At 69.6% G+C, this 21481-nt stretch carries 18 protein-coding genes; 11 read left to right on the top strand and 7 right to left on the bottom strand.

Features of this window, described 5'->3' with window-relative positions; genetic code table 11:
• Positions 1 to 19: 19 nt before the first annotated feature.
• Entirely contained in the window at positions 20 to 856 is an 837-nt protein-coding gene (locus ACQP10_RS18555) for an EamA family transporter (RefSeq protein ID WP_433541813.1), read from the bottom strand.
• Between the two features lie 116 nt (positions 857 to 972).
• Here ACQP10_RS18555 and ACQP10_RS18550 point away from each other — a divergent pair, with 116 nt between their 5' ends.
• Positions 973 to 1548, top strand: a complete 576-nt coding sequence (locus tag ACQP10_RS18550) for a helix-turn-helix domain-containing protein (RefSeq protein ID WP_346021474.1) — start codon at positions 973 to 975, stop codon at positions 1546 to 1548.
• 174 nt (positions 1549 to 1722) lie between these two features.
• On the opposite strand, the gene ACQP10_RS18545 is transcribed toward ACQP10_RS18550, so the two are convergent.
• Together ACQP10_RS18545 and ACQP10_RS18540 are read right to left on the bottom strand one after the other, a co-directional pair.
• Entirely contained in the window at positions 1723 to 2100 is a 378-nt protein-coding gene (locus ACQP10_RS18545) for a GntR family transcriptional regulator (protein ID WP_390002070.1), read from the bottom strand.
• Positions 2097 to 2897 (bottom strand): hypothetical protein, encoded by an 801-nt coding sequence (locus ACQP10_RS18540; RefSeq protein WP_433541812.1) that lies wholly within the window; start codon positions 2895 to 2897, stop codon positions 2097 to 2099. Before ACQP10_RS18540 ends, ACQP10_RS18545 begins: the two co-directional genes overlap by 4 nt.
• A gap of 358 nt (positions 2898 to 3255) precedes the next feature.
• Here ACQP10_RS18540 and ACQP10_RS18535 point away from each other — a divergent pair, with 358 nt between their 5' ends.
• Positions 3256 to 3993, top strand: coding sequence for a class I SAM-dependent methyltransferase (locus tag ACQP10_RS18535; protein WP_433541811.1), 738 nt, complete (start codon positions 3256 to 3258; stop codon positions 3991 to 3993).
• Between the two features lie 272 nt (positions 3994 to 4265).
• Here ACQP10_RS18535 and ACQP10_RS18530 read toward each other — a convergent pair whose 3' ends face one another.
• The 3 genes from ACQP10_RS18530 to ACQP10_RS18520 are packed head-to-tail and all read right to left on the bottom strand — an operon-like array spanning position 4266 to position 8436.
• Positions 4266 to 5366: a C45 family autoproteolytic acyltransferase/hydolase gene (locus tag ACQP10_RS18530; RefSeq protein ID WP_433541810.1), complete on the bottom strand. Its 1101-nt coding sequence runs from the start codon at positions 5364 to 5366 to the stop codon at positions 4266 to 4268.
• Positions 5363 to 6994, bottom strand: coding sequence for an amidohydrolase (locus tag ACQP10_RS18525; protein ID WP_433541809.1), 1632 nt, complete (start codon positions 6992 to 6994; stop codon positions 5363 to 5365). Before ACQP10_RS18525 ends, ACQP10_RS18530 begins: the two co-directional genes overlap by 4 nt.
• Complete coding sequence (locus tag ACQP10_RS18520; RefSeq protein WP_399500770.1) at positions 6991 to 8436, bottom strand: purine-cytosine permease family protein; 1446 nt, start codon at positions 8434 to 8436, stop codon at positions 6991 to 6993. Before ACQP10_RS18520 ends, ACQP10_RS18525 begins: the two co-directional genes overlap by 4 nt.
• A gap of 137 nt (positions 8437 to 8573) precedes the next feature.
• On the opposite strand from ACQP10_RS18520, the gene ACQP10_RS18515 reads away from it, so the two are divergent.
• Both ACQP10_RS18515 and ACQP10_RS18510 read left to right on the top strand, forming a co-directional pair.
• Complete coding sequence (locus tag ACQP10_RS18515; protein WP_433541808.1) at positions 8574 to 9260, top strand: TetR/AcrR family transcriptional regulator; 687 nt, start codon at positions 8574 to 8576, stop codon at positions 9258 to 9260.
• A gap of 504 nt (positions 9261 to 9764) precedes the next feature.
• Entirely contained in the window at positions 9765 to 11069 is a 1305-nt protein-coding gene (locus tag ACQP10_RS18510) for an MFS transporter (protein ID WP_346021486.1), read from the top strand.
• Positions 11070 to 11127: 58 nt separating this feature from the next.
• Here ACQP10_RS18510 and ACQP10_RS18505 read toward each other — a convergent pair whose 3' ends face one another.
• Positions 11128 to 12000: a helix-turn-helix transcriptional regulator gene (locus tag ACQP10_RS18505; protein WP_346021487.1), complete on the bottom strand. Its 873-nt coding sequence runs from the start codon at positions 11998 to 12000 to the stop codon at positions 11128 to 11130.
• A gap of 201 nt (positions 12001 to 12201) precedes the next feature.
• On the opposite strand from ACQP10_RS18505, the gene ACQP10_RS18500 reads away from it, so the two are divergent.
• From ACQP10_RS18500 to narI, 7 genes are all read left to right on the top strand, one after another.
• Positions 12202 to 12978: an SDR family oxidoreductase gene (locus ACQP10_RS18500; RefSeq protein WP_433541807.1), complete on the top strand. Its 777-nt coding sequence runs from the start codon at positions 12202 to 12204 to the stop codon at positions 12976 to 12978.
• Positions 12979 to 13310: 332 nt separating this feature from the next.
• On the top strand, positions 13311 to 14126 hold the full coding sequence (locus tag ACQP10_RS18495; RefSeq protein ID WP_346021489.1) for an MFS transporter: 816 nt from the start codon (positions 13311 to 13313) through the stop codon (positions 14124 to 14126).
• 179 nt (positions 14127 to 14305) lie between these two features.
• A complete protein-coding gene (locus ACQP10_RS18490) occupies positions 14306 to 14467 on the top strand; it encodes a hypothetical protein (protein ID WP_346021490.1) in 162 nt (53 codons plus the stop codon).
• A 418-nt stretch (positions 14468 to 14885) separates the two neighbouring features.
• Positions 14886 to 18518 carry a nitrate reductase subunit alpha gene (locus tag ACQP10_RS18485; RefSeq protein ID WP_433541916.1) on the top strand — a complete coding sequence of 1211 codons (3633 nt, stop codon included), beginning with the start codon at positions 14886 to 14888 and terminating at the stop codon, positions 18516 to 18518.
• Positions 18518 to 20068 carry a nitrate reductase subunit beta gene (narH, locus tag ACQP10_RS18480; protein WP_433541806.1) on the top strand — a complete coding sequence of 517 codons (1551 nt, stop codon included), beginning with the start codon at positions 18518 to 18520 and terminating at the stop codon, positions 20066 to 20068. The genes ACQP10_RS18485 and narH overlap by 1 nt, the downstream gene beginning before the upstream one ends.
• The gene (gene narJ, locus ACQP10_RS18475; protein ID WP_399500766.1) at positions 20065 to 20778 is read left to right on the top strand and encodes a nitrate reductase molybdenum cofactor assembly chaperone; all 714 of its coding nucleotides are present in this window, start codon (positions 20065 to 20067) and stop codon (positions 20776 to 20778) included. The genes narH and narJ overlap by 4 nt, the downstream gene beginning before the upstream one ends.
• A complete protein-coding gene (gene narI / locus ACQP10_RS18470; protein ID WP_346021493.1) occupies positions 20775 to 21461 on the top strand; it encodes a respiratory nitrate reductase subunit gamma in 687 nt (228 codons plus the stop codon). The genes narJ and narI overlap by 4 nt, the downstream gene beginning before the upstream one ends.
• Positions 21462 to 21481 lie beyond the last annotated feature (20 nt).

Below are 21481 nucleotides of genomic sequence, written 5' to 3'. Positions count from 1 at the left end.
AGGCAGTGGGGCTGCGGGATCAGGTGAGGGCGAGGAGGCTGACGGCGACGGCGGCGGTGCCCAGGCCGATCAGCTGGCCGCGGTGGATGCGCTCGGCGAGGACGCCGCGGGCGAGCAGGACGGTGCCGGCGGGGTACAGGGCGGTGATCACGGCGACGACGGCGAGGTCGCCGCTGCGGGCGGCGAGCAGGAACAGCAGGTTGGCCACCGAGTCCAGCACGCCGGCCGTCGCCGACATCGCGTACGCGGGCTTCTCCGAGCCGAGCCTGCGGTACATCAGCCCGGCCGCGGCCAGGGTGGTCGCGGAGGAGACGGCGCGGCCGATGATCAGCGGGCCCACGCCGCTGTCGGAGGGCGCCTGGTGCAGGAAGACCAGCTGCAGGGCGATGGCGGCCCCGGCGCCGAAGGCCAGCAACAGCGCGGTGCGTGACGGGCGGGCCGACTTCGCGCCGTGTCCGGCGCTGACCAGCACCACGGCCGCCAGCGCCAGCGGCAGGCCGATCAGCCCGGCCAGGCCCAGGTGCTCACCCTGCAGCAGCCCGACGCCGACCGGCAGCATCGCCGAGACCAGCGCGGTGACAGGGGACAGGACGTTCATCGGACCGATCGCGAGCGTGCGGTAGAGCAGAGCGAACGCGGCGGCCGACGCGACACCGGACGCCGCGCCCCAGGCAAGGGTCGCGGGGGCGAAGGAGGCACCGAGGAAGGGCCACAGCAGGAGTTCGACGGTGAGCGAGGCCGGGGCGGCGATCATCACGGTGCGCAGAACGTGAGCCTTTCGGGCCCCGAGGCCGCCGAGGAAGTCGGCGCAACCGTAGGCCAGGGAGCTGCCCAGGGCCAGCAGCAGAGCGATCACGGGTACATCCCTTAATATCAATGGAACGACTACACTGTACAACGAACCGACCGTAAGTCGTCAACAGAACGACTGAGTGGTTCATTCCACTGATCCGCTCATGGAGGGGTGAAGCGATGGCCGAGACCGAGGCGGCACTGCGGACACTCGCGCACAACGTCCGCGCGGCCCGCACCCGCGCCGGGCTGTCCCTGGACGAACTCGGCCGCCGTGCCAAGGTCAGTAAAGGAGCCCTGGTCGGGCTGGAGAAAGCCCAGGGCAACCCGAACTTCGCCACCCTGGTCCGCCTCGCCGACACCCTCGGCGTTTCGGTGTCCGCCCTGATGGAAGGCCGCCCCGAAGAACGCGTCCGGGTGGTGGGCGCCGATGCCGTCATGCCCCTGTGGAGGGGCGAGCACGGCGGCGAGGCCCGGCTCATGCTGACCACCAGCGGCCCGGCGGCCACCGAGATCTGGCGCTGGACGCTGGAACCCGGCGAGGAGTACCCCAGCCACCCCCACCAGGCCGGTGTGACCGAAACCATCAGCGTCACCGCCGGACAGATGGTGCTCGTGGTCGACGGCGCCGAGTACCCGGTCAAGGCGGGACAGACGGTCACTTTCGACGGCGACACCGCCCACACCTACCGCGGTTCGGGAAACGGGACCTGCCATCTGATCATGACCGTCCACCTGCCCCCCGGCCCCGCCTAGAAGGCGCGCACCGCCTCGTGGCGGGGTCTGTTCCTGCGTGCCGCCGAGGTACGGCGGATCCACGCACGTAGGCCGCCCCGGAAACGACCGTAGGCGGCGATGACCTCCAACGCGTCCCGGCACTCCAGCGGCACCGGAGCCAGGCGGTCGGCGAAGGCGTTGGACGGTTCGCGGTCATGACGAGGTCGGTGCCGCCCCGCGGGATGTCAGAGCCGCCTGCACGATGCGGATCGCCTCGCCGGCGTCGATGCCGACGCTGGCCACCACGGCCGCGTAGTCGGCGGCGGCCTTGCGGGCCCGCTGCCGACCCTCCTCGCCGGCGGCCGACACGTATGAGCCCGCCCGCCCGCGTGTCTCGATCAACCCCGCCTCCTCCAGCTCCCGGTAGGCCCGGCCGACCGTGTTGACGGCCAGGCCGAGGTCGGCCGCGAGGTGGCGGATGGTCGGCAGCCGGGCACCCACGGCCAGCGTGCGGTCCTGGATCTGCCGGGCGAGCTGGGCCCGTAGCTGCTCGAATGGCGGCACCGGCGAGGCCGCGTCGATGACGATCACCGGTTGCTCATCGCCCGCCGGGCCACCGTCGCGCTCGACGGCGTCCTGGTGTGGAGCGCGATGAAGGCGGCCAGGCCCAGGATCAGGTAGGCGACCGAAGCGGCGCTCCACCAGCCGGGCGCGGTGCCGAAGAGCAGCACCATGGGCAGGGACCACTGCACGTTCGGCGTGGCGAGGACGCGGGCGTCTTCGACGCGCATGATGACATCGGCGGTCAGCGACTCCTCGTCCTCCGCCACGACCGGATGCCTGAGCAGATGGCGTAGCTGCAGGGCAAAAATGGCGGTCGCGCCGAGCAGGCCGATCAGCAGGACGACGGCCAGCCGCCGCACGGTGGGGCCGGGAACGGCCAGGGCGCTCCCGGCCAGCACCATCGCACCGGCGAAGGTGGCGACCGTGAAGACGGCGTACGGCCGGCCGAGCACGGTTCGCCAGCCGGGCTGGATCAGATGGGCGGCCCTGCGGGACAGCGTCGCGCCCGCCCGCTGGTCGACGCGTCGCACCCACCGGTCGAGCAGCAACTGCGCCAGCAGCAGTCCGGCCACGACGACGGTCAGGGCCGGCAGTTGCGACCGGGTGCCGCCGAAGGTGACGCTGGCGAGCGCGCTCGCGATGATCAGCGCCCCCAGGATGACGTGAGCGGCGAGGCGGGCCTGCCTCCGTACCGCCAGCCGGCTGGCCAGCAGCCGGGTGGGGCGAGTTCCGGCCAGGTCGTGGCGGGCCAGCCACTCGCCCGCCAGGCGCAGGTCGGTCGCACGCGTCGGCGGACCGGCGTCCGGTGATGGTTCACGAGTCATGGCGCCTCCCTTGTCGCAGGCTTTGTCGCAAGCTTTGTATCAACATGGTGAGTCATACTTTGCGACAAAGTCAACGCGCCGCCGCCACGTGTTCAGGCCCCACCCGCGGAGAACCCAACGGGTATGCCTCTGAACTGCTCCGATGCAAGAGCGTCGCAGAGCTGGTGCGCCAGTTGACGGGCGCCGCGCATCGGGCCGAGGATGCCGCCGGCCTTGCCTGGATGCTCTACGTCGACGCTGGCCGGCGATATCCGTTGGATTTCCCGCCATCACTGCCAGGGTATGGCCGAGACGCAGCGCCGCTCCCGCCTCGAAACTCGGTAGCCGTTCGGCCTTGGCCCCGCATACGTTCGGCCGTATGGCTGACGAATGCTTCGGGCATCCACGGCTCGCCGCGATCTACGACTCGCTCGACCCCGACCGCAGCGATCTTGATGCCTACCTTCGGATGGCGGAAGAGTTCAAGGCACGCCGAGTGCTGGACATCGGCTGCGGCACAGGGGTGTTCGCACTTCTTCTGGCTGACCGCGGGATCGAGGTCGTCGGCGTCGATCCCGCTCTGGCGTCCATCGACGTCGCTTACGCCAAACCGGGCAGTGAGCGAGTGCGCTGGATCTGCGGTGACGCGACAGACCTGCCGCCGCTACAGGTCGATCTGGCGACGATGACGGCGAACGTCGCCCAGGCCATCGCTGATCCGCAGACATGGCAGAAGACGCTGCGGGGAGCCTACGAAGCACTGCGGCCTGGAGGGCATCTGGTCTTCGAGACCCGCGATCCGGCCGGACGCGCCCGGGAAGAATGGACCCGCGAGTTCTCCTACCGCGTGACGGAGATCCCAGGCGTCGGCTCCGTCGAGAGCTGGGTTCAACTGATCGAGGTGAGCCTGCCTCTGGTGAAGTTCCGCTGGACCTACGTTTTCGCTGCGGACGGACAGGTGCTGACGTCGGATTCGACGTTGCGTTTCCGGGAGCGAGAAGAGGTCGAGGGGGATCTGGTCGCCCACGGCTATGTGGTGGAGGACGTTCGCGATGCGCCTGACCGGCCAGGAAGAGAGTTCGTCTTCCTGGCACGGCGTCGAGCGCGTCATACCTGAAGTGCTGGCCCTGCTCAACGACTGGACGGTGGCCCTGGCCTACATCCTGGGCTGGTCCGGCGACGTACTCGTCCGCAACCCGCTGGCGAACGTGCTCCACAACCGCTTCATCTTCAGTGACAACCTGCTGCGCATGATCTTCCTCGATCCGGCAGGCTCACGCCCGGCACCCACTTCCACCACCCCGACGTCGGCGACCTGCACCTGCGCACCGAGACCTTCCCCATCACCAGCGCGCCGGGCCTGCGGGTCAGTGATCCACAAAACAGACCCTAGGCGTGAAGGTCGTACCAGGGGCGGTCACCGTGTTCGGCGGGAGTACCGTCGAGCACCCGGGCGATTCGCGCCGCCGGGTCGAGATGCACTGTGGCGAGGCTGGCCCAGCGTAGCCCGAGTTCTCTGCTCATATCGGGGAGGAGCGTCACTCCAGGTTCGCCGGGGCCGGTGACGAGTTGCTGGAGCATCTCATCGGCATTCGCCGGTCTGGTGCGTGCGAGGCGGTCCTTCAGAAAGGTGAAGCGCTCGCCGGAGTCGGGCTGATAGAGCCAGGCCTTCTCGTGCTGGGAGGGAGTCGGCGTGAGGAAGTGGTTGGTGCGAAGACACGTCCCGGGCGCCACCGCAGGTACCTCGAACACTCCGGCGGGACTGAGGTCGAGCAGCACGGCGCGTGCCTGATCGAACAGCATGAAGGACCCCGATGAAGCGATGGGGGCCTCATGGAGGATCTCGAGTGCGTGATCAACGTGATCGGCCTCTTCGAGAACGAGCGCTGCCAGGACGTGCATGGGGATGCCGCCGGCGCGGTCACCCTGGTGCCCGAGGATGTTGAAATGGAGTGCGAGTCCTGCGCTGTTGACCCCGATCTTGGCGAGGATCCCGTGTTCGGTGATGCCGACGTAGCGGTGGGCGCCACCGCCGGAATCGATGGTGTGCCAGTAGGGGCTGAGTTCGACGTGCCAGTCCCACGTCTGCACACCGAGGTGAGTGCGCCTGCCCTCGGCGTCGGTGACTTCCCGCACGATCGTCGAGCACTCGCCGGGTGGGACGGTGCGGCTGCGGGCGAGGATCTCGGTGCGCGCGTTCAGGGCCGCGACGCGCCAGGTCTCGACGCCGGCACCATCGGCGATGCCTTTGATCTGCTCGGCCAGGTGCGGCCGGAAGGCGTTGACGGCGTCAAGAGTACGGTGGGCGTCGTCCCGAACAACGTCAGGGTCGATGCCGCCGGCGGCGAAGAGGCGGTCGTAGGCGTCGATGGCGCCGGGCAGGGTGGCGGCGAGCCGCCTGCCGCGACTTCGGCCACGGTGACGTGGCCGGGTGTCCTCGGCCGTGACGTGCAACCTGGCCTCGGGGCGATGAAACGGAACCTGCGTCATTTCGTGGGGGCCTCATTCGGGGTGTGGAGCAGCACGTCACCATCCACCACGGTCGCCAGTACCGGGTTCACGGCCTGCTGCTCGGGGGACAGGGCCAGGGGGTTGTCGGCGAAGACGGTCAGGTCGGCGAGATAGCCGGGGGCGATGCGGCCCAGACGGCGCTGGGCACCGGCCGCGAACGCGGTGGCTTGCGTCATTCCCGCGTAGGCCTCACGGGCCGTGATGCGCTGATCGGGTTGGACCGGCGCTGCCGCGGGGGCGTCAACGGGACGTCGCAGCTGGGCGTCGGCCAGCGCGACCCGGGGGTCGCCGAGACCGATGGGCCAGTCCGACCCGAGCGCGACCACGGCTCCATGGTCGATCAGATCCCTGGTACGCCATCCGTGAGCGACCCGTTCCGGTCCGATGCGGTGTGACCAGTTGTCGCTCTGGTCGGGGTTCGTCATCCGTGTCCCGTGGACGGGTTGGAGGCTCGCCACGACGCCGAGCGCGGCGAAACGGTCCAGCAGGTCGTCGGGGATGGACTCGATGTGCTCGATCCGGTGCGGGCCGGCCTCGGGACGGCCGACCTCCTCGATCACGTCGAGCGCGAAGCGGACCGCCTGGTCGCCGATCGCGTGGGTGGCGGTCGGGATTCCACGCTCTGTGAAGAAGCGAACGGCGTCTCGGTACGCTCCGACGTCCTTCCACAGAGGCTTCTGGTTCTGCCCGAAGACGTCGGGGTGCTCGAACCAGGCCGATCCATTGTCCGCGGTGCCGTCCAGCATGAACTTCACGCCCTCGACAGACCAGCGTCGCCCGGCCAGCGATTGTTGCGCCGCGATCGTCTCCCACACGCCGCGACCGGAGTCGGCGGGGACCAGCGGTGAACACCGCACCCGTAGCGGCAGCTCACCGGTGGCCTCGATCTCCCGGTAGACCGCCTCGGACGGGTCGGTGAAGTCCAGGGCGTGCAGGCCGGTCAGGCCGGTAGCGGCCAGCAGGCGCAGCTGATGAGCGACGTAGCCGGCCGCGGTGTCGACCGGGATGTCCGGATAGTGATCGAGGATGAGGGCCATCGCCTGCAGTTCGACGATGAAGCCGGTGGGTTTCCCGTCTGCGCCGACGACGACCTGTGACGCATCGTCGAAGGTCTCATCTCCGGTGAGCCCGACCTCTTCCACGACGGCTGGGCTGACGACCAGGGCATGAGCGTCGCGGGTCATCAGTGAGATCAGGGCGCCCGGGAAACGCTCCTCGAACACCGCGCCGGTGGGATCACCGCCGAATACGTTGATGTCGAGATTGAATCCGGTGATCCATGCTCCTTCCGGGAGCCGGTGAAGCCGTTGCCCGATCACGGCGCACGCCTCGTCGAGCGTCCGGGCGCTCCCGAGATCAAGACCGCCTCCGATCTCGATCGATCCCCACACAGGGTGGGCGTGGGCGTCGGTCAGCCCCGGAGTGATCGTCGCGCCGGGGAACTCATGGAGCACGGTGTCGTGCCCGTGAAGGTGGTCGAGGATCTCGTCGCCGCCGACGGCGATGATCGTGCCGTCCTTGATGGCCAGGGCGTGGGCCGCGCCTGGTTCGCAGGTGTCGTCGAAGTTCTCGATCCCCGCGGCGCGGAGGATGTGATCGGCGATCATGCTGCTCCTGTTCCGCCGGCGGGGATCGTCCGCAGTGCCTTCGAAAAAAGCCAGTAGAGGAGAGCCGCCCCCAGGACGCCGACGGGCAGCGCGAGGTTCAGATCGCCCATGCGCGCGGAGATCGGCCCGGACCAGAAGCTGGAGCTTGCGCACAGGGTGGCCGCCATGGCGCCGAGTACGGTGGCCAGGGCGCCCGCCCAGTTCACGCCACCCCGATACCAAAAGGGGCCGGTGCGGCTCTGGTCGTGGAGTGCCACGCCGTCGTAGCGGTTCCGGCGCAGGATGATGTCGGTGGCGTAGACGGCCATGCAGGGGCCGGTGACGACGACGACCAGTTCCAGCATCGTGTTGACGGTGGCGAGGAAGTCGAAGACCAGGATCGCGAACAGGGTCATGACGGTGCCGATGATGCCGACGACCAGCACGGCCGGCACACGGGGGAGGGGTACGCCGATCGACTGCATCGACAGGCCGGCGCTGTAGGCGGTCATGCCGTTGTTCGCCATGGTGTTCACCACGACGGCGATGACGAAGATCGGCGCGAACCAGGCGGGCATGATGCTCTCCAGGGCCGCCTGCGGGTCGCTCATGTCCAGGGTCGTCGCGGCGAACGCGCCGATGGAGGTGAACACGATGCTCGGCAGGAACGCGCCGGCGGCGGCCCACAGGGTGATGGCCGTGCCGCTTGTGTTCCGTGGCAGGTAGCGGGCGAGGTCCGGGCTGTTGCCGTACGACAGCGGGGTCGACGCGACGATGGTGAACCCCGAGGCCAGGACCACGAAGTGGGCGAGCCCGGTGAGCGGCTCGGCCGGCGCGTACGACCAGTCGGTGCGGCCGAGCACAAGAACTGAGATCACGAGGAACACGATGGTCAGCAGGACGGTCAGCGCCGTGTACAGGCGGACGATCGTGGCATGCCCGTAGATGGCGATGAGCACTGTGGCAGCGGCGATCGCACAGATCACCACCGCGTCCAGCGCGGCGGAGTCCGGCAGGCCGATCTGCTTGGCCAGTCCGATACCGGCCACGGACGCCGCCGACCAGTTCAAGGCGAGATACAGTGCCGAGATCAACCAGCCGGTGACGGTGATCACGACCTTGTTCCCGAGGACCCCGTACATGGCGCGGGAAACGACCGAGCCGGTGGTGCCCGCGACGGGTCCGCTGACGGAGATGAATCCTGTGATGATCCACAGCAGGTTGCCGGCGATGATCACCACGACGGACTCGATCAGGGACAGCCCCATGAGGATGAGGGCGGCGCCGACGACGAAACTCAGGTAGCTGACATTCGGTGCCGCCCAGATGGCGAAGAGTTCTCGTGGCGATCCATGCCGCTCGCTGTCCGGGACGACATCGATGCCGCGGGTTTCGATGCGTCCGGCGCGATCGAGGCCCGCGGCTTCCGGGTTCGCGTCGTGGGCGGTGCAGGGCTGAGTCATCAGGTACTTCCTTCAACGAAGCGAGACGATGGAGTCCTCGCCGCCTTCCGCGCACGAGTAGAGGAGCCGCTATGACCACAGCCTGTTGGTGTTGGCGCCAATAGACTATTGGCTGCCAATTCAATAGTGTGATCTATATGACGTCAAGCCCTCGTGCTCCTCGCACTCGCAAGGACCCCGTCCAACGTCGAACGGAGATTCTTCAGACCGCGGGACGCCTCGCCCTGGAGCACGGCCTGGAACGCGTGACGATGAAGTCCGTGGCGGACACGCTCGGGGTGAGACCCGGACTGATCAGCCACTACTTCGCGACGATCGACTTGCTCCTCTGCGAGGCGTTCGAGAGCGCGGCCTCGCAGGAACGTGAGGCGTTGCTGCCGCCCGCAGAGCGGGATCTGGAACCACGGGAGCAACTCGCCCGGTTCCTGCAACGCATCAACGACCCCCAGTTCCTCAACCTCGGGCGGCTCTGGCTCAACGCGCGGCACCTCTCCCGGTACCGCCCCAGGTTGCGGCAGATCGTCGCCGAGCAAGAGACCATCACCCGCAACGCCTTGACCGTCGTGATCAGAGAGGGCGTGCGTACCGGCGATTTCATCACCGATGATCCCGAGAGCGCGTGCGTAGTGATTCTCGTCGTGATCGACGGACTCGACTCGTATTCGAACGATGATTCGGCCCCGCACCCGGCGACCGTGGATCTGGTGTTCACCATCGCGGAGCGGGAACTCGGATTGCCGCAAGGAGGTCTTCGCGGCAGCACGAGTCCGCCCAGGACGAGCACGCCCGAATCGCCTGCCTCCGGGAGCACGACGGCGGTGTGATCGTCGCCACCGCCTCGAACGGGGGTGGGCACACCGAAACGCCGATCACCGGTGCGTACGGTGCGTCCAAGGGCGCCGTCTCGGCAGTTCACGATCAACGCGATCAGCCTCGCCCCGGTCGGGGCCGGCCTGTTCCGTACTTGTCGGCAGCGGGTCTCGGGCAGCGTCGACGGGATGCGCTGCGGATCGTCGCCCGGGCGGCAAGACCCTGGCCCCGGCGAGGATATGGCAGTGCGATTGTGGCGACCGTGAAGTGATTTCGATCAATCGCCTCTACCGGCTGGTCCCGCGCCAAATGGTGACGACCGCCTTCATGGGCCCGCTTCCGATTTGGAAAGCACGTATGCCGCTGACCGCTCTATTCAGTAGACAGCGTCATCTCCGGTAGGTATCTTCTCCGGGTCCCGCCGTGCCTGTCCGAAGCCGGAACCGGCGCAGCCTTCGCCTCCGAAAGCGGCGCCTCAGGCCAGGTGGCCGCGCCCCCGCATCCAAGGAAGACGCTTCGTGACCGACATCGTCCCGCTGCGCAAGAACGTGCGTTTTCAGCTGCTGTGGGTCGGCAGCGCGGTCTCCGAGTTGGGGTCGGAGCTCACCAGGCTCGCCATGCCGCTGCTGGTGCTGGCGCTCACCGGCTCGCCCGGGTTGGCGGGCATCGTCGCCGGAGCCCGCACCGTCGCCTTCGTCGCGGTCCAGATACCGGCCGGCGTCTGGGTGGACCGGTGGGACCGCCGCCGCACGCTCCTCACCGCTCAGGGCCTTCAAGCGGTTGTCTCCGCGCTGCTGACGGCGCTGATCGTCACCGGTCATGTACAGGCCTGGCAGTTCGTCACGCTGGCAGCGCTGGACGGGCTGTGCGCCGCGTTCATCGGTCCCGTCCAAGGCACGGCGATCCGCGGCATCGTCCCCTCGGGCCAGCTGCACAGTGCCTATGCGCAGGAGGAGGCTCGTACCCACGCGGCCGGGCTGATCGGCCCTCCGCTCGGTGGCCTGCTGTACGGCCTGGGGCGGGCGGTGCCCTTCGTCGTCGACACCATCACCTTCCTTGCCGCCACGCTTTTCTATGCTTTTGCGAAGGTGCCGCGCCGCCCGGCGGACGAGCCGCGAACCTCCGCGCGAAATGATGGCGGGGAGCAACGGCCGATCCGGCGCAGCATGCGCCGGGAAGCGGCTGAGGCCATCACATGGCTGTGGCGCCGGCACGGCCTGCGGGAGGTCACCGCGGCGGTGATGGTCCTCAACCTGCTGGGCGGAGCGTTCCTGATCCCGCTGATCGTGCTCGTCGGCGAACGCGGCGGTGACGCGCGCGTCACCGGCACGGTCCTGGCCGGTCTCGGTATCGGCGGACTGACCGGTGCGCTGCTGTCGGGCCGCATCAGCAGGCTCCTGCCTCCCGGCAGACTACTGCTGGCCGTCGTGACGGTCTTCGGTGCCGCGCTGGCGGCCACGGCACTGCCCTGGGGGGCGTGGTGGCCGATGATCCCGTTGATGTTCATCACCTTGTCGACGCCCTCACTGAACGTGGTGATGGACGTGGTGGTCACACGAATGGTGCCGGAAGCGATGCTCGGCCGGATGGGCGCGGTCCTGAGCATGGGCGGGATGGCGCTCAAGCCCCTCGGGCCGGTCCTCGGCGGGGCACTGGCCGCGGCACTGGGCGGCGCGGCGGCCCTCATCGTGCTGGGCGGACTGCTCGGCCTGACCGCCGCTGTGGCCGCGCTCAGCCCGCAGCTGCGCCATTTCACCGGAGAAGCCTCCACGGCCGGAGACGACGCTTCAACCGATGACAAGGCCCCGCGCACTCTCGCCTAGGGCCTGTATCGAAGTCCGCTGTGGCGTCCCTGCCGCGTTGAAACCCGGCTTTCGGCGCTCACCGTGCGTCTGTGAAGGGGGCATGCTCCCGGGGACCGGGTGTGGTCCAGCTGCTCAGCAACCGCAGGGACTCGGCGGTGGTGGAGCCGGGTTCGGCGTTGTAGACGCACAGGGTCTGGTCGGGGTCGTCGGGAAGCTGGAAGGACTCGTAGGCGAAGTGGAGATCGCCGACCACGGGATGGTGGTAGCGCTTGGTGCCGTGGGTGCGGCGCAGGACGCGGTGGTCGTTCCACCAGGTGGTGAATTCGGGCGAACGCAGGGTGAGCTCGCCCACGAGGTCGGCGAGCCGCCGGTCGTGCGGGTGACGACCGGCCTCGAGGCGGAGGATGGCGACGGTCTCGGCGGCGATCTGTGCCCAGTCTCCGACGCGGTCACGGGCGTCCGGGTCCAGTAGGTAGTAGCGGGTGAGGTTGCGCTGTGGGACGGGGAGGGCGTCGAAGTCGGTCAGGACCGCGCGCGCCAGGCGGTTGGTGGCCAGCACGTCGGTGCGCCGGCCGAGGATGAAGGCGGGGACGTGCTCCAGGGTCTGGAGCATCAGGTGCAGGCCCGGGCGGACCCGCTGCGGAGCGACAGGGGCGCGGCGGGCGGGTGTCGGTCGTGCCAGCAGGTCGGTGAGGTGCTCCCGCTCCGCGAGATCGAGCTGGAGCGCACGTGCGAGGGCCTCGACGACCTCCGGGGAGGGGTTTCCGGCACGGCCCTGTTCGAGACGGGTGTAGTACTCGGTGCTCACACCGGCGAGGCGGGCGGCCTCCTCGCGGCGCAGTCCGGGCACCCGCCGGGCGCGGCCGTCCTGGGCCAGCCCCGCGCGATCGGGGGTCAGGCGGGCGCGACGGGAGCGCAGGAAGTCGGCGAGCTCGCTACCACGGTCCATGCCACCAGTATGGGGGCGGCCATGTGTGGCGACCTCCTGGCTGGGTGGCCCTGCCAGTACCCGCCTTCCCGGTACCTGCCTGCTCAGGGCCTGCTCAAGCCCCGTAACCGGAGCTCAGGGGTGGTGTGCTGGAGATGCGGCCGACGGCTGTCGGCCACCGTTCCGTCCCTTGACCCCTCACCTTTCGGAAGGCGTGCACCCATGTCCACGGAAACCCGTACCAAGCCTCTGACCGGCCGCGTGGCAGTCGTCACCGGCGCCTCCAGCGGCATCGGCGAGGCCTCGGCCGAACACCTGGCGGAGCTGGGCGCGCGCGTCGCCGTCCTGGCCCGGCGCGCGGACCGGCTGAACGAACTGGTCTCTCGGATCGAGAAGCACGGCGGCACCGCCCTGGCGATCGCCGTTGACGTGACCGATGCCGCGGCGGTGCGGTCGGCCGCCGACCGGGTGGCCGCCGAGCTGGGCGGCGCCGATCTGCTGTTCAACAATGCGGGCGTCATGCTGCCCGCCCCGATCGAGGAGCTGGCCACCGATCAGTGGCGGCGTCAGATCGACCTCAACATCACCGGACTGATGAACGTCATCGGCGCGTTCACCCCGCAGTTGGTCAAGACCGCCGGCGAGCGCGGCGTGGCCGACTTGATCAACACCTCGTCGATCGCGGCGCAGAACATCTTCCCGAACTTCGCCGTCTACTCCGGTACCAAGGCGTACGTCACCCACCTCTCGCGTCATCTGCGCGTCGAGTTGGGCGCCGAGAACGTGCGGGTGTCGGCGCTCGAACCGGGCATCGTCGGTACCGAGCTGCAGAGCCACGTCACCGACGACGGCGCGCTTCAGTGGCTGGAGGGCTCCAAGGAGACGATGGAGTGGCTCACGCCGCAGGACATCGCCGAAACCGTCGGCTTCATCGCCACGCTGCCGGCGCGCGTGAACCTCCAGCAGGTCACGATCATGCCCACCCGCCAGCCCAGCTGACCCTCTCGGCACCCCGCCCTGGGCCCGCCGGCGGATCCCGTCGATCAATTGCCGCTCGCTGAACGGCGACGGCCGTCCTGACCGCTTCGGCTCCGGCAGCAGCGGTTCCAGTGCCGTCCATTGCGCATCGGTCAGGTCGAACCGCCTCGTCACCGCTGAGGTGGCCACGAGGTCTCCGGTATTCAGGTTGGTCTTGGTCGATCAACCCTCTTGCCGGAGACCTCGTTCGTTGTCGATCTTCTGCACGCACACGGGTTTCAACGCGGCAGGGACGCCACAGCGGACTTCGATACAGGCCCCGGCGCCGAATCGATGACGGTCACTCTCCGGCCATGCCGGCTCGTGGCGGTCGAGGCGTCGCCGTGGTGGGGGTGCCACCGGAATACGGCGTGACGGTGGCCATCGCGTCCGTGCCGCTTGCCCACGTCGTGCGGGCCGTGCCCCGACGTCATGTGCTCACGGGACTGCTGGCCGCGCTCGTGGTGTCCAGTCTCGTCGCGGCGCTGGCCGCCTCCTACTGGCTGCTCCTCGTGGCGCGGCTGCTGACCGCGCTCGCCCAGGCGCTGTTCTGGGCCGTGATGGGACCGGTCGCGGTGGGCCTGTTCGCGTCCGAGGTGCGGGGACGTGTGGTCGGGGCGCTGTCCGTCGCCGGTTCGCTCGCTCTCGTGCTGGGTGTTCCCGCTGGGACCTGGCTGGGCCAGCGGAGTGACTGGCAGGTACCCATCGCCACGCTGGCGGCTCTGGGGTTCATCTCTCTGGTGACGATCGCCGTTCTGCTGCCGACCTCGCGTCCGGAAGAGGAGCCCGCCGCGTACGCGAGCAGTCCCGACGTGCGGCGGTTCGGGACGGTACTGGCGGCCGGGGCCCTGTCCGCCACCGAGGCGTTCACGGGATACACCTACATCGTGACGTTCCTGGGCGACGTGAGCGGGTTTTCCCCGAGCGCGGTCAGCGTCCTGTTCGTGGTCTTCGGTGTCGCGTGCCTGGCCGGAGTGAGCGTCACCGGAGCGTTCCTGGACCGCTTTCCGTGGTCCGCGTTGACCGCCGCCGTGTCCACGCAGGCGGTGGGCATGCTCGGCCTGTACGCGTTCGGCGCTCATCAGGTGGCGGCGGTGTACGGGGCACCTTCCTCGCCGGTGGGCTGCTGACCGTCGGGTCCTGCGCGGCCCTGTTCGGCGGCCGGCCGCTACGTGAGCGTCGCCGTCCAGAACGTTCAACACGTCGATGAGGGACGCCGGCGGACGGGAACCTGACCGACAAGCGGTAGGACCGGAGTGCCCGTTCCTGCGACCCCTGGTCAGGGCGTCGTCTGTGCCAGTTCCTCAAGTTGCCGGACGACCTGGCCGAGGCGGTGCAGGTCGCTCTGAGCAACGGCTCCACCTCGGCCAGGTCGCCGATGGCCGGCTCCCGCCACGCCCAGTCGGTGGATCCGTCCGGCAGGGTCACCCAGTGGCTCCACCGGTCGCTGTCGGTGTCGACGGCGCGATGACCCCGGGCCGCCAGCATCTCCAGCGCGGTGGACTTGCCGGTGCCGGACATGCCCGTGACCAAGATCTTCGCCATCGGCCGAGAGTACCGCGCCGCCCTGGTCGCGGTCGGCCGACGATCCGCCGGCTTCCGGTCCCGGGCTTCCGTGGCCCCCACGACTCGGGGTACGGAAGCCCGGCCGGCTCACTACGCCGGCCGCCACCGGTAAGTGAACACGAGGTTGCGCTGATCCCCCGAACGCGCCGCGAAGGGCGGGGCCGTCTCTGTGCCTGTGGGTCTGCACCAATGGCCCATCGGGCCAGTGGCGGGTGACTTTGGTCCCTGCCGCCGGCCGGGAGGCGGGCACGAGTCTTGACCCATGTCCGCTGTTACCCCTGGGGCGAGGAAGACCTGTGACTGATATCGACTCCACCCCCGGCATGGGGCCGTTGCTCGCCGCCCGGAAGTTCTTCACCAAATCAGAGGTATCGGCCGACGGCCGCACCCTGCACCAGATAAACCCGAGTGGCTGGGATCGCTTCTACCGGGATCGGTGGGCGCACGACAAGGTGGTGCGCTCGACGCATGGCGTGAACTGCACGGGATCGTGCTCGTGGCAGGTGTTCGTCAAGGACGGGCTGATCACGTGGGAGCACCAGGCGACCGACTACCCGTCGGTCGGACCCGATTCGCCCGAGTACGAGCCGCGCGGTTGCCCCCGCGGCGCGTCCTTCTCCTGGTACACCTATTCGCCCTCGCGGGTGCGCTACCCGTACGTGCGGGGCGTGCTGCTGGAGATGTGGCGCGAGACCAAGGCCAGGCTGGGCGACCCGGTGCTGGCGTGGGCGGAGCTGACCGGCGACCCGGAGCGGGCGCGGGCGTACAAGCGGGCGCGCGGCAAGGGCGGGTTCGTCCGCTCCAGCTGGGACGAGGTCCTGGAGCTGATGGCCGCGGCCCACGTGCACACGGTCAAGCAGTACGGTCCCGACCGGGTGGTGGGGTTCTCGCCGATCCCGGCCATGTCGATGGCGTCGTTCGCGGCCGGCACGCGGTTCCTGTCGATGATCGGCGGCACACTGCTGTCCTTCTACGACTGGTACGCCGACCTGCCGATCGCCTCCCCGCAGGTGTGGGGCGACCAGACGGACGTGCCGGAGTCGGCCGACTGGTGGAACTCCCGCTACCTGATCATGTGGGGTTCCAACATCCCGGTCACCCGCACTCCGGACGCCCACTTCATGACCGAGGCCCGTTACCAGGGCACGAAGGTGGTCGCGGTCAGCCCCGACTACGCCGACAACGTCAAGTTCGCCGACGACTGGCTGGCGCCGCACCCGGGCACGGACGGCGCGCTCGCCATGGCCATGGGGCACGTCGTGCTGACGGAGTTCTTCCGCGACCGCCAGGTCCCTTACTTCACCGACTACGTCCGGAAATATACGGACCTTCCGTTCCTGGTGACGCTGGAACCGCGCGGCGACGCGTACGTGCCGCGCCGCTTCCTCACCGCCGCCGACCTGCTTGGGGACGGGGACGACGCCGGTGAGAACGCCGAGTTCAAGACCGTCTTCCTGGACTCCGAGACGGGCGCGCCCGTCGTGCCGAACGGCTCGCTGGGCTTCCGCTGGGGCCAGGAGGGCGAGGGCCGCTGGAACCTCGACCTGGACGGCGCGAACCCGGAGCTGACGCTGTTCGACCGGTCGGAGCGGGCGGTCGCCGTCGACCTGCCGCGCTTCGACGAGGGCGCCACCGAGGGCGGCACGGTCATGCGCCGTGGCGTGCCGGTCACCGAGGTGGGCGGCAAACTGGTCACCACGGTCTTCGACCTGCTCATGGCCCAGTACGGCGTCACCCGCGACCTTCCGGGGGAGTGGCCGGAGTCGTACCTGGACGCGAGCCAGCCGTACACGCCGGCGTGGGCGGAGGAGATCACCTCGGTGCCCGCCGCGACGACCGCCAGAATCGCCCGCGAGTTCGCCCGCAACGCCGAGCGCACCCAGGGCAAGTCGATGATCGCGATGGGTGCGGGCACCAACCACTGGTTCCACTCCGACCAGATCTACCGCTCGTTCCTCACGCTGGTGCTGCTGACCGGTTGCCAGGGCGTCAACGGCGGCGGCTGGGCGCACTACGTCGGCCAGGAGAAGGTCCGCCCCATCACCGGCTTCCAGCACCTCGCCTTCGCCTTCGACTGGCAGCGGCCGACCCGGCACATGGCCGGGACCGCGTTCTGGTACCTGGCCACCGACCAGTGGCGTTACGAGCAGTTCGGAGCGGGTGAGCTCGCCAGCCCGCTCGGCTCCGGCGCCTTCGACGGCAAGTCGTTCGCCGACTGCAACGCCCAGGCCGCGAGGCTCGGCTGGCTGCCCTCGCAGCCGACCTTCAACCGCAACCCGCTCACCCTCGCCGACGAGGCCGGCCGGGCCGGCATCCCGGTGGCCGAGCACGTCGTGAACGAACTGAAGTCCGGAAATCTCCGTTTCGCCGCCGAGGACCCGGGCGACCCGGCCAACTTCCCCCGCGTGCTGACCGTGTGGCGGGCCAACCTGCTCGGCTCCTCCGGCAAGGGCAACGAGTACTTCCTGCGGCACCTGCTCGGCACCGACGCCGAGACCCGTAACCAGGAAGGGCTGCACCCGGCCGAGGTGACCTGGCGCGAAGAGGCCACCGAGGGCAAGCTCGACCTGCTCACCGCGATCGACTTCCGGATGACGTCCACGGCGCTGTTCTCCGACATCGTGCTCCCGGCCGCCACCTGGTACGAGAAGCACGACCTGTCCAGCACCGACATGCACCCGTTCGTGCACGCGTTCAACCCGGCCATCGCCCCGCCGTGGCAGACACGCAGCGACTACGACGCCTTCCTCGCCCTCGCCGACCGCTTCTCCGAGCTGGCCGCCGATCACCTGGGCAAGCGCACCGACGTGCTGGCCGTTCCGCTCACGCACGACACCCCCGACGAGCTCGCCCAGCCGGGCGGCCGGGTGCGTGACTGGAAATACGGTGAATGCGAGCCCGTACCCGGCAAGACGATGCCGAAGCTCGTGACGATCGAACGCGACTACGCCGCCGTCGGCGAGCGCATGCGCTCCATCGGGCCGCTCTTCGCCGAGTTGGGCCTGACGACCAAGGCCGTGACCTACCGGGTCGGCCCGGAGCTCGACTACCTGGCCGGCAAGAACGGCACCACCGGCGAAGGACGCGTCTCGCTGGAGACCGCCGACCGGATGTGCGAGGCCATCCTCGCGCTGTCGGGCACCACCAACGGCCGCCTGGCCACCCAGGGATTCGAGACCCTGGAGCGGCGCACCGGCACGAAGCTGGCCGACCTGGCGGCCGAGCACGAGGGCAAGCGCATCACGTTCGCCGACACGCAGTCCAGGCCGCAGCCGGTGATCACGTCACCCGAGTGGTCCGGGTCGGAGACCGGCGGGCGCCGTTACTCCGCCTTCGTGATCAACGTCGAGCGGGAGAAGCCCTGGCACACCCTGACGGGCCGCCAGCAGTTCTTCCTCGACCACGACTGGATCACCGAGCTGGGCGAGCAACTGCCCGCCTACCGGCCGCCGCTCAACATGGGCCGCCACTACGGCGACCAGGGCGACGGCGGGGCGGCCGAGGTCACCGTGCGCTACCTGACCCCGCACTCGAAGTGGTCCATCCACTCCGAGTACCAGGACAACGCCTACATGCTCGCCCTCTCGCGCGGCGGGCCGACGATCTGGATGAGCGACGAGGACGCCGCCACGATCGGGGTCGCCGACAACGACTGGATCGAGGCGTACAACCGCAACGGCGTGGTCGTGGCCAGGGCGGTCGTCTCGCACCGCATGCCGGCCGGGACCGTGTACATGTACCACGCCAAGGACCGCAACGTGAACGTGCCGCTCACCGAGAGATCGGGCCGGCGCGGCGGCGTGCACAACTCCCTCACCCGGCTGCTGCTCAAGCCCAGCCACCTCATCGGCGGGTACGCGCAGTTCACCTACGCATTCAACTACTACGGGCCGACCGGCAACCAGCGTGACGAGGTCACTGTGATCCGCCGCCGCGGCCAGGAGGTGACCTACTGATGCGTGTCATGGCACAGGTAGCCATGGTGATGAACCTGGACAAATGCATCGGTTGTCACACCTGCTCCGTCACCTGCAAACAGACCTGGACCAACCGGGACGGCGTCGAGTACGTCTGGTTCAACAACGTCGAGACCAAGCCCGGCGTCGGCTACCCCAAGCGCTACGAGGACCAGGAGCGCTGGCGCGGCGGCTGGGAACTCGACCGGCACGGGCGGCTCAAGCTCCGCTCCGGCGGCCGGGGCAAGCGGCTGCTCAGCCTGTTCGCCAACCCGAACCTGCCGGAGCTGGACGACTACTACGAGCCGGCCACCTACGACTACGACACCCTCATCAACGCCCCCGCCGGGCCGCACGTCCCGGTCATCCGCCCCAAGTCGGCCATCACCGGGCAGGACATGGCGATCACCTGGGGTGCGAACTGGGAGGACGACCTGGGCGGCGCCCCCGAGCACGCCATGGCCGATCCCAACCTCGCGGCCATGGTGGAGAAGGTGAAGATGGAGTTCGACAAGACCTTCATGTTCCACCTGCCGCGCATCTGCGAGCACTGCCTCAACCCGGCCTGCGTCGCCGCCTGCCCCTCCGGTGCGATGTACAAGCGGGAAGAGGACGGCATCGTCCTGGTGGACCAGGACCGCTGCCGCGGCTGGCGCATGTGCGTCTCGTCCTGTCCGTACAAGAAGGTGTACGTCAACCACAAGACCGGCAAGGCCGAGAAGTGCACCTTCTGCTTCCCCCGCATCGAGGCGGGGCAGCCGACCGTGTGCGCCGAGACCTGCGTCGGCCGGCTGCGCTACATCGGCCTCATCCTGTACGACGCCGACGCCGTCCTCGACGCCGCCCGCGTCGCCGACCCGCGCGACCTGCTGGAGGCCCAGCGCCGGGTCTTCCTCGACCCCGACGACCCCGAGGTGGCCGCGGCCGCCCGGGCGAGCGGGATCAGCGAGGACTGGATCGAGGCCGCGCGACGCTCGCCGATCTACCGGCTGGCCATGCGCTACCGGGTGGCGCTGCCGCTGCACCCCGAATACCGCACGCTGCCCATGATCTGGTACATCCCGCCGCTGTCGCCGGTGCTCGACGCCGTCACCGGCATGGGCGCCGACGCCGACGACCCCGACAACGTCTTCCACGCCATCACCGACCTGCGCATCCCGCTGGAGTACCTGGCGAGCCTGTTCTCGGCCGGGGACACCGAGGTCGTGGCCGGGGTGCTGATGAAGCTGTCGGCCATGCGCTCGTACATGCGGGCCCGCACCCTCGACGGCAGCGTGGCCTCGGACCTGCTGGAGTCGGCCGGGATGACGGCGCAGGACATGGAGGACATGTACCGGCTGCTGGCCATCGCCAAGTACGACGAGCGCTACGTCGTGCCCGCCGCCCACCGCGAGGACGCCGCCGCGCTGTCCGCGCAGGTGGACGGGTGCAGCCTGGACGGTGACGGCGGGCCCGGGATGAGCGAGTTCCACCCGGCCGGCGTGACCGGGCGCCGCGGCGACGGCCGCGTGGGGCTCAAGCTCTTCGTCGGCAGGGGAGGGGCGGCGTGAAGCTCCGCACCTGGCCCCGCCGCCTCACGCCCGCCGCGCCCGGCGAGCCCGCCCGGGGCGCCGGGCGGGCGCTGCCCGAGCTCTCCCCGCAGGACCGGGCGACGCTGCTCCGGCTGGTGTCGCTGCTGCTGCAGTATCCCGACCCCGGCCTGATCGCCGCCCGTGACGAACTGGCCGCGGCCGTGGGCCGGTTGCCGGAGTCGGCGGCGCGCGAGTCGCTGACGCGGTTCGTCGAGTGGTTCCGCGCCACCGAGCCGATGGCGCTGGCGCGCGCCTACGTCGAGACGTTCGACCTGCGCCGCAAGTCCAGTCTTTACCTCACCTACTACCTGCACGGCGACACCCGTCGCCGCGGCATGGCCCTGCTGACGCTCAAGCAGCGCTACCGGGCGGCCGGGCTCACCCCGCCGGAGGGCGAGCTGCCCGACTTTCTCCCCGTGGTCTGCGAATTCGCCGCCCTGGCCGGTCCCACCGCCGGTGAGGCGGCGCTGCGCCAGCACCGCAAGGGCCTGGAGCTGATCCGCACCGCGCTGCACGACGGCGGCTCGCCGTACGCGCGGGTCCTCGACGCGCTCTGCGCCGAGTTGCCCGACCTGTCGGAGGCCGAGCGGGCCGCGGTGGCCGATCTCGCACTGGCGGGACCGCCCGCCGAGGATGTGGGGCTGGCCCCGTTCGGTCCGCCCCTGAACGAATTGGAGGTGCGGCCGTGAGCGTCGCGCTCTGGGTGGTCGTGCCCTACATCGCTTTGACGATCTTCGTTGTCGGTCACATCTGGCGCTGGCGCGTCGACCAGTTCGGCTGGACGACGCGTACCACGCAGGTGCTGGAGAGCCGGCTGCTGCGGCTCGGCTCCCCGTTGTTCCACCTCGGCGCGTTCGCCGCCATCGGCGGTCACGTGCTCGGCCTGCTCATCCCGAAGAGCCTGACCGAGGCGGTCGGCGTCGACGAGCACCTCTACCACCTGGTGTCGGTGAGCGCCGGAACCGTGGCCGGGCTCATGGTGGTCGCGGGCCTGGGGCTGCTGCTGGCCCGCCGCTTCACCAGCCCGCGCGTGCGCCGCACCACGACCCGCGCGGACAAGGTCCTGTTCACCGTGCTGGCCGCGGTGATCCTGCTCGGCATGACCGCGACCGTGGGCAAGAACCTGCTCGGCGGCGGCTACGACTACCGCGCCACCATCGCCGTCTGGTTCCGCGGCGTCCTGACCTTCCGCCCCGACCCCGACCTGATGGCGGACGTGCCGCTGATCTTCCAGCTGCACGCGCTGTCGGCGTGGGCGCTCGCCGCGATCTGGCCGTTCACCAGGCTCGTCCACGTGTGGTCGGCGCCGATCGCGTACCTGTGGCGGCCCTACGTCGTCTACCGGCGACGCAGCCCGCTCGGCGTGCGCTGACGACCGGCATCCAGCGTTTC

The organism is Streptosporangium sandarakinum, from assembly GCF_050942225.1.
Classification (GTDB): domain Bacteria; phylum Actinomycetota; class Actinomycetes; order Streptosporangiales; family Streptosporangiaceae; genus Streptosporangium; species Streptosporangium nondiastaticum.
Note: the sequence above shows the minus strand (reverse complement) of the source record. Positions and strands in the feature narration are given on the sequence as shown.

What these genes read in the sequence shown, in the direction of transcription:
- ACQP10_RS18550 (WP_346021474.1), top strand. Translation starts at nt 973, where the DNA reads ATGGCCGAGACCGAGGCGGCACTGCGGACACTCGCGCACAACGTCCGC.
- ACQP10_RS18540 (WP_433541812.1), bottom strand. Translation starts at nt 2,897, where the DNA reads ATGACTCGTGAACCATCACCGGACGCCGGTCCGCCGACGCGTGCGACC.
- ACQP10_RS18535 (WP_433541811.1), top strand. Translation starts at nt 3,256, where the DNA reads ATGGCTGACGAATGCTTCGGGCATCCACGGCTCGCCGCGATCTACGAC.
- ACQP10_RS18530 (WP_433541810.1), bottom strand. Translation starts at nt 5,366, where the DNA reads ATGACGCAGGTTCCGTTTCATCGCCCCGAGGCCAGGTTGCACGTCACG.
- ACQP10_RS18525 (WP_433541809.1), bottom strand. Translation starts at nt 6,994, where the DNA reads ATGATCGCCGATCACATCCTCCGCGCCGCGGGGATCGAGAACTTCGAC.
- ACQP10_RS18520 (WP_399500770.1), bottom strand. Translation starts at nt 8,436, where the DNA reads ATGACTCAGCCCTGCACCGCCCACGACGCGAACCCGGAAGCCGCGGGC.
- ACQP10_RS18515 (WP_433541808.1), top strand. Translation starts at nt 8,574, where the DNA reads ATGACGTCAAGCCCTCGTGCTCCTCGCACTCGCAAGGACCCCGTCCAA.
- ACQP10_RS18505 (WP_346021487.1), bottom strand. Translation starts at nt 12,000, where the DNA reads ATGGACCGTGGTAGCGAGCTCGCCGACTTCCTGCGCTCCCGTCGCGCC.
- ACQP10_RS18500 (WP_433541807.1), top strand. Translation starts at nt 12,202, where the DNA reads ATGTCCACGGAAACCCGTACCAAGCCTCTGACCGGCCGCGTGGCAGTC.
- ACQP10_RS18495 (WP_346021489.1), top strand. Translation starts at nt 13,311, where the DNA reads ATGCCGGCTCGTGGCGGTCGAGGCGTCGCCGTGGTGGGGGTGCCACCG.
- ACQP10_RS18485 (WP_433541916.1), top strand. Translation starts at nt 14,886, where the DNA reads ATGGGGCCGTTGCTCGCCGCCCGGAAGTTCTTCACCAAATCAGAGGTA.
- narH (WP_433541806.1), top strand. Translation starts at nt 18,518, where the DNA reads ATGCGTGTCATGGCACAGGTAGCCATGGTGATGAACCTGGACAAATGC.